An 11,572-nucleotide genomic window follows, 5' to 3' on the forward strand; every position below is an offset into this window, starting at 1 on the left:
GTCTGGGTCAGCTCGTCGACCTTGCCGTCGAAGAAGTGGTTGGCGCCTTCCACCATCTGGTGCTCGATGATGACGCCCTTCTGGGTCTTCACCTTCTCGATCACCGGCATCACCTCGCGGGCCGGCGCGACCCGGTCCTCGGAGCCGTGGACGAACAGGCCCGAGGACGGGCAGGGGGCGAGGAAGGTGAAGTCGTAGCGGTTGGCCATGGCGGCGATCGAGATGAAGCCCTCGATCTCGGGGCGGCGCATCAGGAGCTGCATCCCGATCCAGGAGCCGAACGAGACGCCGGCGATCCAGCAGGCCCTGGCCTCGGGGTTCACCGCCTGCACCCAGTCCAGCGCCGAGGCCGCGTCCGAGAGTTCGCCGGTGCCGTGGTCGAAGGCGCCCTGGCTGCGGCCGACGCCGCGGAAGTTGAAGCGCAGGGCCGCGAAGCCGCGGTTGGCGAAGGTGTAGAACAGGTTGTACACGATCTGGTTGTTCATCGTGCCGCCGAATTGCGGGTGCGGGTGCAGCACGATGGCGATCGGCGCGCCCTTCTTCTTGGGGGCCTGATAGCGCCCTTCGAGACGTCCGGCGGGGCCGGTGAAGATGACTTCGGGCATGACTCTTCCAAAACTCCTGTCGTCCCCGGAGGCAGCCAAGGCCGCCGCCCGAATGGGCCGCGCGACCGCGCCACGCCTTGACTCGCAGGGCGACGTTCCTAAAAGCACCCTTAGAACAATTCTAGTCGATTAGAAGAGTTCTAAACAAGTGCGGTCCCGGTGGTTCCGGGCCGTTCGCTTCCCGACCGCCGGGTGATCGGACGCATGTGTCGTCCGGCGCCTTAGCATGGTCGCGGGGGGCAAAAGCAAGGATTAGTCGGTTCCGGCCCTGATGCAGACATCGCAGTTTCCGCGCGCCTATCTCGATCACAACGCGACCTCTCCCGTCCATCCCGACGTGGCGGAGGCGGTGGCGCGCGCGCTCATGCTTGCCGGCAACCCGTTCTCGATCCATGCGGAGGGCCGCGCTGCCCGTGCCGTCCTCGAGAAGGCCCGGGCCGACGTGGCGGCCCTGGTCGGGGCGAGACCGGAGCGGGTGGTCTTCACGAGCGGTGGGACGGAGGCGGCCAACGCCGTCCTCTCCGGTGCCCTCGTCCGGAGGGGCGGGCCGGCTCCGACGCGGCTCCTCGTCGGGGCCACCGAGCATCCTTGCGTTCTCGCGGGTCACCGCTTCGCCGTCGATCGCGTCGGCGTGATCCCTGTCGATGCGAGAGGCGTGATCCGGCTCGACGTCCTGGCCGAGGCCCTGAACGCCTGGCGCGACGAGGACGTGCTCGTCTCGGTCCATGCCGCCAACAACGAGACCGGCGTGATCCAGCCGCTGGCCGAGGTCGCGGCCCTGGCCCGGGCTCATGGCCGGACCCTCGTCCACAGCGACGCGGTCCAGGCTGTAGGCAAGATCCCCGTCGACATGGCGGCGCTCGGCCTCGATGCGCTCACCCTCTCGGGCCACAAGTTCGCGGCCCCCAAGGGCATCGGGGCGATCGTTTTCGGGGAGGGCGTCCACCTCGATACACCGTTCCTGCGCGGGGGCGGCCAGGAGGGGCGCCTGCGCGGGGGCACGGAGAACCTGCCCGGCATCGTCGGGCTCGGCGTCGCCGCCAGGATCGCGCGGGAGCGGCTTGTCGCCGGGATCGACGCGTCCCTGCGCGACCGCACCGAGATGTCCCTGCGGGCGATGTCGCCGGAGACCGCGATCTTCGGGGAGGGGGCGCCGCGCCTGCCCAACACGCTGCACCTCGCCGTACCCGGCCTCGACGCCGAGACGGCTCTCATCGCCCTCGACCTTTCCGGGGTTGCGGTCTCGTCCGGCTCCGCCTGTGCCTCGGGCAAGGTGGCGCGCTCGCCCGTACTGGCGGCCATGGGCGTCAGCCCTGCGCTGGCCGCAGGGGCGCTCCGCGTGAGCCTGGGGTGGAACAGCACGGAAAGCGACACCGCGCGGTTCCTTGTCACCTTAGAACGGCTCATCGCCGCCCTATATCATCGGCAGGGCCGCGCGGCATGAAAGCCGCTTGCCCACGCCATCCTCTCGCAAACAGCCGGTCCTTGAAGCCGGTGAGTCCAGGAGACGCCTGATGCCTGCAGTGCAGGAAACCATCGACCGGGTCCGCTCGATCGACCTCGACCAGTACAAGTACGGGTTCGAGACCACCATCGAGATGGAGAAGTCCGAGAAGGGCATCTCCGAGGACGTGGTGCGCTTCATCTCGGCCAAGAAGGACGAGCCCGAGTGGATGCTCGCCTGGCGGCTCGACGCCTACAAGCGCTGGCAGACCATGAAGGAGCCCGAATGGGCCCGCGTCTCGTACGACAAGGTCGATTACAGCGACATCTACTATTACGCGGCGCCCAAGCGTCCGGCGGCGATGTCGCTCGACGAGATCGACCCGGAGATCCTGAGGACCTACGAGAAACTCGGCATCCCGCTGCGCGAGGTCGAGGTGCTGGAAGGCATCGCGCCCGAGCGCCGGGTGGCCGTCGACGCGGTGTTCGATTCGGTCTCGGTGGCCACCACCTTCAAGGCCGAGTTGTCCAAGGCCGGCGTGATCTTCATGCCGATCTCGGAAGCCATCCGCGAGTACCCGGAGCTCGTCCGAAAATACCTCGGCTCGGTCGTGCCGGTGACGGACAATTTCTTCGCGACCCTGAACTCGGCGGTCTTCTCCGACGGTTCGTTCGTCTACATCCCGCCGGGCGTGCGCTGCCCGATGGAGCTGTCGACCTATTTCCGCATCAACGAGCGCGATACCGGCCAGTTCGAGCGCACGCTCATCATCGCCGACAAGGGTTCGTACGTCTCGTATCTGGAGGGCTGCACGGCCCCCAAGCGCGACGAGAACCAGCTCCACGCCGCCGTGGTCGAGCTCGTTGCCCTGGATGACGCCGAGATCAAGTACTCGACCGTCCAGAACTGGTACCCGGGCGACAACGACGGCAAGGGCGGCATCTACAACTTCGTGACGAAGCGCGGCGATTGCCGCGGCGCCAACTCGAAGATCTCGTGGACGCAGGTCGAGACCGGCTCGGCGATCACCTGGAAGTACCCGTCCTGCATCCTGCGCGGCGACAATTCCCGCGGCGAGTTCTACTCGATCGCGGTGTCGAACGGCATGCAGCAGGTCGATTCCGGCACCAAGATGATCCATCTCGGCAAGAACACCACGAGCCGGATCATCTCGAAGGGCATCTCGGCGGGGCGCTCGCAGAACACTTACCGGGGCCTCGTCTCGGCGCATCGCAAGGCGACGGGTGCCCGCAACTTCACCAACTGCGACTCGCTCCTGATCGGAGACCAGTGCGGGGCGCACACCGTGCCCTACATCGAGTCGAAGAACAGCAGCGCGCAATTCGAGCACGAGGCGACCACCTCGAAGATCTCCGAGGACCAGATGTTCTACTGCCAGAGCCGTGGTCTCTCGAACGAGGAGGCCACCGCGCTCATCGTCAACGGCTTCGTGCGCGACGTGCTGCAGCAGCTGCCGATGGAGTTCGCCGTGGAGGCGCAGAAGCTGATCTCGATCAGCCTGGAAGGCTCGGTGGGGTGACAGGACTCGGTCATGCAACCATGGGTGTCGTTCCCATGGTAGTCTTGGGGCCGGGTGCACGTCTGGAGCCACGACCCATGCAGCAGGAAGGCCAACCCTCCCCGGACGCTTCGCCTGATAGCGACATCGGGTGGTCGGAGACGCCGCCGGCGCCGGTGACGTCGGGCTTTGACGAGGCTTTGCGCCATCTCGGCGCGGCGGAGCGCCGGGCCGAGGCCGAGAGGCGGATGCGGTACCGCGCGGCGAGCGAGTTCCTCGCCGCGTTCTACAAGAGCGACGTGGAGAACGCCAAGGCCCTCAAGCAATGGGGCGTCTCGACGGGCTTCAAGTCCAACCAGGTCGCTTTCGCCAAGGTGGGGCGCCCGGCGGAGGTCGCCATCGTGGTGACGGGGGGCGGCGAGCTGTCGGTGCTGTTCGCGCCGGGCGGCCAGCGCGCCACCATGCAGCGGACGGAGCTCGGCGAGTTCGACCCGCTGACCAAGACGGCCCTGCGCAAGCGGATGATCGAGTTGGTGATCCGGTATCTCGGCGTGGGGGATTGAGGATGGCTCGCTACGGGAGCCGGAGATGAATGCGATGGCAGGGGCGGATGCCTCCGCGCGTCGGAAACCTGTCTGATCATCAGGCCGCGCCTCGCGCGCCGGCGCCAACACTGAAACCTGGGACTTTGCTGATATGATCGAAATCAAGAACCTCGTCGTCCAGATCGAGGACAACCGCATCCTCAACGGCCTCAGCCTCACCGTGAACGACGGCGAGGTCGCGGCCATCATGGGACCGAACGGGTCGGGCAAGTCGACCCTCTCCTACGTCATCGCCGGCAAGGCGGATTACGAGGTCCTCGAGGGCGAGATCCTGCTCGACGGCCAGAACATCCTGGAGATGAGCCCGGACGAGCGCGCGGCCGCCGGCGTGTTCCTGGCCTTCCAGTACCCCCTGGAGATTCCGGGTGTGGGCACCATGACGTTCCTCAAGGCGACGCTGAACGCCCAGCGCCGGGCGCGCGGCGAGGGCGAGCTCTCGACGCCGGACTTCATCCGCAAGGTGAACGCCGCAGCCGAGAAGCTTGAGATCAATCGGGATATGCTCAAGCGCGCTTTGAACGTCGGGTTCTCCGGCGGCGAGAAGAAGCGCATGGAGATCCTGCAGATGGCGCTCCTGGAGCCGAAGTTCTGCGTGCTCGACGAGACCGATTCCGGCCTCGATATCGATGCGCTGCGCATCGTTTCCGAGGGCGTGAACGCGTTGCGCGCGCAGGGACGCAGCTTCCTCGTCATCACCCACTACCAGCGGCTCCTGAACTACATCGTGCCCGACGTCGTCCACGTGATGTCGGAGGGGCGCATCGCGAAGTCGGGCGGCAAGGAGCTGGCGCTTGAACTTGAGGCTAGCGGCTACGCCGAGTACCGGACGGAGGCTGCCTGATGGCCGAGGTCACCCCGCTCCGCTCGCCGGCCGAGACCGGCCTCGCCAAGCTCTTCGAAGCGACGAAGATGCGCTATCCCACGGGCGTGTCGATCGCCCGCGAGGAGGCGTTCCGCTACTTCGAGGCGGTCGGCCTGCCGACCCGCCGGGTCGAGGCGTTCAAGTACACGGATCTCCGTTCCGCCTTCCGTGACGCCGCGACGCCCGCCGAGATGCCCTCCGTCGAGGCGGCCCACGGTGCCATCGCCGGCGCCAAGGGTTTCTCGGGCGTCGAGGCCGTGCGCCTCAGCTTCGTCAACGGCCACCTGATCGCCGACGCCTCCGACCTCGCCAAGGTCCCGAATGGGGTCACGGTCACGCCGCTCACGCAGGCGCTGACCGAGGGGCACGCGCTCCTCGACCGGCTCACCCCCGTTCGGCAGGCTTCGGAGAACCCGATCTACCAGCTCAACACCGCCTTCCTGGCCGACGGCGCGCTGATCCACGTGGCGGCTGGCATCAAGGTCGAGACGCCGATCCACCTGCGCTTCGTCGCTTCCGGATCGCAGGCCTTCTCCACCGCCACCCGTGTGCTCGTGGTCCTGGAAGACGGCGCCGAGGCGACGATCCTCGAGGCCCACGAGGGTCCGGACGGCGTCTCCTACCAGCCGAACGACGCGGTGGACGTGGTGGTGGGGGACAACGCCACCTTCCGCCACGCCCGCCTCAACGCGGAAGGCCGCGAGGCCGTGGCGCTCTCGACGCTGTCGGCGAAGCTCGGGGCGCAGAGCGCCATCGAGACGGTGAACGTTGTCGTCGGCGGCGTGCTCTCGCGGCACCAAGTCTACCTGAACTTCGCGGGCGCCGACGCCCGGGCGATCGTCAACGGGGCGTCGATGCTAAATGGCAAGCAACTCGCCGACACCACCTTCCTCGCCGACCACGCCGCGACCGGAGGCGTCAGCCGCGAACTGTTCAAGACGGTGGTGGACGGCGCGGCCACCGGGGTGTTCCAGGGCAAGATCATCGTGCAGCAGGCGGCCCAGCAGACCGACGGCAAGATGATGTCGGCCTGCCTGATCCTCTCCGACGAGGGCCAGATGATGAACAAGCCCGAGCTCGAGATCTTCGCCGACGACGTCGCCTGCGGCCACGGCGCCACCTGCGGCGCGCTCGACGACGACCTCCTGTTCTACCTCATGGCCCGCGGACTGCCGAAGCCGGAGGCCGAGAGCCTGCTGGTGCAGGCCTTCCTCGGCGAGGCGATCGAGGCGGTGTCCCACGAGGGCGCGCGCGAGGCCTTGATCGTCGAGATCGAGGGCTGGCTCAGGACCCGAGGCTAGCCACTGCTGGGACCCTCGCCGCGCAGGGGAGGGTCCCGCCTACCGGAAACGCATCAGGTTTCACCATGAACGCACCCGTCCTGCAGGCGCCCTACGACGTCGAGGCGATCCGGAAGGAATTCCCGATCCTCGCCCAGACCGTCTACGGCAAGCCGCTGGTCTACCTCGACAACGCCGCCTCGTCGCAGAAGCCGCGCGCGGTGATCGACGCGATGGTGGCCTGCATGGAGACGGGCTACGCCAACGTCCATCGCGGCCTGCACTTCATGGCGAATGCGGCCACCGAAGGCTTCGAGGGCGCGCGGGAGACCACGCGCCAGTTCCTCAACGCGGGCTCCACCAACGAGATCGTCTTCACCCGCAACGCGACGGAGGCCTACAACCTCGTCGCCTCGTCGATGGGGCTCATGGGCCAGATCGGGGAGGGGGACGAGATCATCCTCTCGATCATGGAGCACCATTCCAACATCGTGCCCTGGCACTTTTTGCGGGAGCGCAGGGGTGCGGTGATCAAGTGGGCGCCCGTCGACGACGCCGGCAACTTCCTCCTCGAAGAATACGAAAAACTCTTCACCGCGCGCACCAGGATGGTGGCGATCACCCATATGTCGAACGTGCTCGGCACGGTGACGCCGGCGGCCGAGATCGTGCGCATCGCCCACGCGCACGGCGTGCCGGTGCTGCTCGACGGGGCGCAGAGCGCCGTCCACCAGCCCATCGACGTCCGGGCGCTCGACTGCGATTTCTTCGTCTTCACCGGTCACAAGGTCTACGGGCCGACCGGCATCGGGGTGCTCTACGGGAAGCGCGAATGGCTGGAGCGCCTGCCGCCCTACCAGGGCGGCGGCGAGATGATCCGCACGGTGGGCGAGGACTTCGTCACCTACAACGACCCGCCGCACCGGTTCGAGGCCGGGACGCCGGCCATCGTCGAGGCGGTCGGCCTCGGTGCGGCATTGGAATTCATGATGAGCGTCGGTCGCGACAAGATCGCCGCGCATGAGGCCGGGCTGCTCGCCTATGCGCAGGACCAGCTCGGCGCCATGAACTCCGTTCGCATGATCGGCACCGCCGAGGGCAAGGGCGGCGTCATCGCCTTCGAGATGAAGGGCGCGCATGCCCACGACATCGCCACCGTGATCGACCGCTACGGCGTCGCGATCCGGGCCGGAACCCACTGCGCCATGCCGCTGCTGACGCGGTTCGGGGCGACCTCCACCTGTCGCGCCTCGTTCGGGCTGTATAACACCAGGCACGAAGTGGACGTTCTCGCCGAGGCCCTGGCCAAGGCCGAGATGATGTTCGCATGACGCCCGACACGATCATTCCGGCGGCGCAGCCGCCGCTCATGCGGCGGCCGTCCCGGATCGACGACGATGCGGGACACCCGACCAAGAGGACCGACACCATGAGCGATGCCACCATCACCGGAGGGGCCAACACCCCCGCCATTGCCAGCGACTCGGCGATCCCGCCCGAGGAGCTCGATCGCCTCACCGACGATATCGTCGCGGCGCTCAAGAGCGTCTACGACCCGGAGATCCCGGCCGACATCTACGAGCTCGGCCTGATCTACAAGGTCGACATCGCCGACGACCGCAAGGTCGCCATCGACATGACCCTCACGGCGCCGGGATGCCCCGTGGCCGGTGAGATGCCGGGCTGGGTCGAGACCGCGGTCGCTGCCGTGCCGGGCGTCCAGTCCTGCGCCGTCACCATGGTGTTCGATCCGCCGTGGGACCAGAGCCGCATGTCGGACGAGGCCCGCGTCGCGCTCGACATGTGGTGAGCCGACGGCCTCAGGTCCCCGCTGTCAGGTCTCGCGCCAGATCCCGGCGGGCCTGAGCGCTGCGTCCACCATGCTCCCCTCCGACTCGTCGCGGATCGTATCACACCGGCGTGGTGCTGCCCCGTGGCGACGGGAGTGGACCCGGACCTCTGGCATCCTTATCTTAACGTTGCACGATCATCCTCAACCGCCCGGGCCTTGAACCCGGCTGCCGGAGAGACCCCATGGCTTCGAAATTCAAGGTCCTGTCGCTCACCGATGCGGCGGCCGACCGGATCAAGGCGATCATCGCCGACGCCGACCGGCCGATCGCTGGCCTGCGCGTCGGCGTGAAGAACGGCGGCTGCGCCGGCATGTCCTACACGATGGAATACGCCGAAGGGGCCAAGCCGGGCGAGGATATGGTCGAGGATCGCGGCGTCACGGTCTTCGTCGACCCGAAGGCGGTGCTGTTCCTCCTCGGCACCCAGATGGACTTCGAGATTTCGAAGCTCTCGTCCCAGTTCGTGTTCAAGAACCCGAACCAGACCTCGTCCTGCGGTTGCGGTGAATCGGTGGCGATCACGCCGGCAAATCCCGAGGCTTTGCGCGCTTCGGCCTGACGCGGGTCCCGGAGCCGCTCCAGGGCGCGATGGTCAGCGAGAGAGCCGGCTGATGCCGTCGCCCAACTGGATGACCGCATCCTGCAGGTTCTTCGCCCGGATGACCGCGATGGAATTGGTGCCGTCCTGCTCGCGGCGCTGATCGGACGGCGGTGCCTTGCCGGACAGACCCCGGCCGGACAGGCCCTTGCCGGCGCCGACCGCGGACGTCGTGATCGTGACGATGACCTGATGGTAGTCCTCCCGAAAGTTGGTGTTCCGGAAGGATAGACCGGAAAGACCGAGTGCGCCGCCAGGAGGCGTGAACGTGAAGCCCGGTGCCAGATTGCCGGTCAGCCGCGTCCTGAACAGGATCGTATCGCCCATACGGCGGATATTCGGCTCTTTCGTGCTTCCCTCGAGCTCCCCGTCGAGATTGAGGAAGATGAAATTCTCGATCAGGTCGCGAATGTTCTTCTGCCCACCCATGGGATAGATGAACGCGACGTCCCGCACCATCCGGCAATAATCCTCGTCGGGTTTCTGCGCCAAGGTAATGGCGTGATCGGAAATCTCGAAGTTTCGTTTGACGTCCCGGGTCCGGTCGCCTTCAAGGCCGAATCCAACGACCGCGACGTCCCGTGGCAGAGTCCTGATCAAGCCTCCCTGAACACCTTGTACGTTGGATTCGGTGCCCTGAAGGGTGAAATCATAGTTGATGGTCGAGTTCTGGTAGTAAGCGATCGCTTTCCTGAGGCTGGGCGTGAACAGTTCGGTTCTCAGGCGGGAGAAATCCTGGGGGTTCGCCTTGAGGCGGGCTGCCAATTCGAGGCCGCTCTCCGATCCATAGACGCGGTCGCTCAGGTATTTCTCAGCCTCGGTGATCACGATGCCTCTGAGGGCATCCCTGACCTCACAGCGGACTTTGGCGACGATATTGAAGGTGTTATCGCCGCTCGCTTCTTGGGAAACCGGATAGACCGAGCAGCCCCCGGCCAGCGAACCGATCCCGAGTGCAATGCCAAGATAAGGGATGCTTTTGATCATGTCGGCCAGCCCCGGGGCTGCAGTGGACACTGCGCAGTTTCAAACCTGCACAGAAGACCACTCACCCCAGCCGACGGCTGTAACAAAAACGCAACATATCAACTTGAAGTTAATATGTTCGACGGATTACCCGTAAATTTCCCGCTTCTATCAACCTCGACGATATTTTTAGGCCACCTGCGGAAGGTCCATCGAATCCGTCGCGGTGCTGTCGTCCACTGTCCGGTTACGGCCGTCGCGCTTGGCCATGAACATGCAGATGTCGGCGCGCTCCAGGAGTGAGACCGGCGTTTCGCCGGTTCGCGCCGTGGCGACGCCGAGCGAGATCGTGACCTTGCCGAGCGACTCGCCGGTGGAACGCTTGACGAGCTCGCGGCCCATCACGCTGGTGCGCACCTTCTCGGCCACCTCGACGGCCGCGGCGCGGTCGGTGTCGGGCAACAGGATCCCGAACTCCTCGCCGCCGAAGCGCGCGAGCGTCGCCCGTCCCTTGACGTGTTCGCGCATCACGATGGCGACGAGCCGCAGCACCTGGTCGCCGGTGAGGTGGCCGTAGAGATCGTTGAAGCGTTTGAAGAAGTCGACGTCGATCACGACGAGGCTGGCGGGCGCACCCTGAGAGGTGGCCTCCTCCACGAGCTTGCGCAGGGATTCCTCGAAATGCTTGCGGTTGGCCAGACCCGTGAGCGGATCGGTGAGGCTCTCGATGCGGGTCGCCTCCAAGGTCTCGCGCAGGGTCTCGATCTCGCTGCGGCTCTCGCGCATGCGCGCCTCGAGGGTGCGGTTGTTGGCGGACACCTCGCGGGTGGTCGTCACGAGGGTGGCCACGATCTCGCGCACGCGGGTCCGGTTGAGGCTCGATCCGTCGAGGTCGATCGAGAGCGCTTTGAGCGACTCGCCGTATTGCGCGGTCGATCCGAGCGAGAGATCGAGAACCTCCATGATCCCCTCGATCTCGGCCAGCACGTTGGTGCTCATCCGCTCGGCCTCGGTGGAGAGGCGGCGGCTGTCGAGATAGGTCTCGTAGAGGGTGTCGATGTCGGAATCCGTGAGGTTGCCCTGATGCGCGGTCAGGCGCTTGACGGCGTCGTTCATCAAGGGCTGCGCACCCGACACATAGGTGTACCAGACCGCGTAGGCCCTCGGCGTCGCGGACGAGCCGTAATCGCGCATCAGCTCGTTCGCGCGCTCGGCCAGGGCGAAGGTCCGTTCCCTGTCTCCGTGGGTGGAACTGCTCATCCGCTCGATCATCCCCTGGCCGTCGATACGGTTCGGTTGCGATCCGAACGCTGGCCGATCGACGATGACGAGAGATGATGGAGATCGCGTTAAAGCGGGCAGGACCCGATGCCGCTGTCCTTGCGATGACACGATGATCTATTGTCGAAGAGCCGGCGGTCGGCGGCTTGATCCAATCAACTGCGTTCGAAGACCCCACAGGCCCGAGCGTGATCGAGCACGCGATTGCCGATCGCCCGAAGAAGTTGGGATCACACGAGAACCTGGGCCGGTTTCGACGAACCGCGGTTCGTCGCGACGAGCCCTAGTCCTTGCGCGGCTTCACGGTGGTGGGCCTCAACAGGAAGGCGGGCACATGCGCGCCGAGGCCGACGGGGGTATCGCCGTCCTCGTCCTCTCCGCGGCGGCGTGGGGGCGGGGGACGACGCTCCTCCCGCACGCGCTCGGGACGGGGTGCCGCGGCCGGCCTCGGCTGGGCCTCCCGGGGAGGCGGCTCGCGGGCCACGACGGGCTCGGGTGCGACGGTCTCCGCTTCGACTCCCGCCGGCCGCGATGTCCTGCGACCGCGCGAGGAGGATCT

Annotated in this window: 11 protein-coding genes and 1 pseudogene; 8 read left to right on the top strand and 4 right to left on the bottom strand. The window is 66.5% G+C overall.

Annotation, left to right across the window (positions count from 1 at the left end; genetic code table 11):
- The coding region (locus tag ACFE7U_RS14840) for an alpha/beta hydrolase (RefSeq protein WP_375410495.1) at positions 1 to 605 on the bottom strand (605 nt) is incomplete at its 3' end.
- Positions 606 to 876: 271 nt separating this feature from the next.
- On the opposite strand from ACFE7U_RS14840, the gene ACFE7U_RS14845 reads away from it, so the two are divergent.
- The 8 genes from ACFE7U_RS14845 (at position 877) to ACFE7U_RS14880 (ending at position 8,727) form a co-directional block, all read left to right on the top strand.
- Positions 877 to 2,049: a cysteine desulfurase family protein gene (locus ACFE7U_RS14845; protein ID WP_375410496.1), complete on the top strand. Its 1,173-nt coding sequence runs from the start codon at positions 877 to 879 to the stop codon at positions 2,047 to 2,049.
- A gap of 70 nt (positions 2,050 to 2,119) precedes the next feature.
- Positions 2,120 to 3,589, top strand: coding sequence for a Fe-S cluster assembly protein SufB (gene sufB, locus ACFE7U_RS14850; RefSeq protein ID WP_375410497.1), 1,470 nt, complete (start codon positions 2,120 to 2,122; stop codon positions 3,587 to 3,589).
- Positions 3,590 to 3,666: 77 nt separating this feature from the next.
- Positions 3,667 to 4,131 carry a hypothetical protein gene (locus ACFE7U_RS14855; protein ID WP_375410498.1) on the top strand — a complete coding sequence of 155 codons (465 nt, stop codon included), beginning with the start codon at positions 3,667 to 3,669 and terminating at the stop codon, positions 4,129 to 4,131.
- 133 nt (positions 4,132 to 4,264) lie between these two features.
- Complete coding sequence (gene sufC, locus ACFE7U_RS14860) at positions 4,265 to 5,014, top strand: Fe-S cluster assembly ATPase SufC (RefSeq protein ID WP_375410499.1); 750 nt, start codon at positions 4,265 to 4,267, stop codon at positions 5,012 to 5,014.
- Positions 5,014 to 6,336 carry a Fe-S cluster assembly protein SufD gene (gene sufD, locus ACFE7U_RS14865; RefSeq protein WP_375410500.1) on the top strand — a complete coding sequence of 441 codons (1,323 nt, stop codon included), beginning with the start codon at positions 5,014 to 5,016 and terminating at the stop codon, positions 6,334 to 6,336. The genes sufC and sufD overlap by 1 nt, the downstream gene beginning before the upstream one ends.
- A gap of 65 nt (positions 6,337 to 6,401) precedes the next feature.
- Positions 6,402 to 7,646 carry a cysteine desulfurase gene (locus ACFE7U_RS14870; protein ID WP_375410501.1) on the top strand — a complete coding sequence of 415 codons (1,245 nt, stop codon included), beginning with the start codon at positions 6,402 to 6,404 and terminating at the stop codon, positions 7,644 to 7,646.
- Positions 7,647 to 7,744: 98 nt separating this feature from the next.
- Positions 7,745 to 8,125 carry an SUF system Fe-S cluster assembly protein gene (locus ACFE7U_RS14875; RefSeq protein WP_375410506.1) on the top strand — a complete coding sequence of 127 codons (381 nt, stop codon included), beginning with the start codon at positions 7,745 to 7,747 and terminating at the stop codon, positions 8,123 to 8,125.
- A gap of 224 nt (positions 8,126 to 8,349) precedes the next feature.
- Positions 8,350 to 8,727 carry a HesB/IscA family protein gene (locus ACFE7U_RS14880; RefSeq protein ID WP_375410502.1) on the top strand — a complete coding sequence of 126 codons (378 nt, stop codon included), beginning with the start codon at positions 8,350 to 8,352 and terminating at the stop codon, positions 8,725 to 8,727.
- Positions 8,728 to 8,760: 33 nt separating this feature from the next.
- Here the strand turns inward: ACFE7U_RS14880 and ACFE7U_RS14885 are convergent, their stop codons facing one another.
- The 3 genes and pseudogenes from ACFE7U_RS14885 to ACFE7U_RS14895 form a co-directional block, all read right to left on the bottom strand.
- Positions 8,761 to 9,753 carry a hypothetical protein gene (locus ACFE7U_RS14885; protein WP_375410503.1) on the bottom strand — a complete coding sequence of 331 codons (993 nt, stop codon included), beginning with the start codon at positions 9,751 to 9,753 and terminating at the stop codon, positions 8,761 to 8,763.
- 168 nt (positions 9,754 to 9,921) lie between these two features.
- Positions 9,922 to 10,992, bottom strand: a complete 1,071-nt coding sequence (locus ACFE7U_RS14890; protein ID WP_375410504.1) for a GGDEF domain-containing protein — start codon at positions 10,990 to 10,992, stop codon at positions 9,922 to 9,924.
- Positions 10,993 to 11,296: 304 nt separating this feature from the next.
- Positions 11,297 to 11,572 (bottom strand): annotated as a pseudogene (locus ACFE7U_RS14895) (DEAD/DEAH box helicase); the annotation flags it as partial.

It is taken from the genome of uncultured Methylobacterium sp. (assembly GCF_964251405.1).
Classification (GTDB): domain Bacteria; phylum Pseudomonadota; class Alphaproteobacteria; order Rhizobiales; family Beijerinckiaceae; genus Methylobacterium.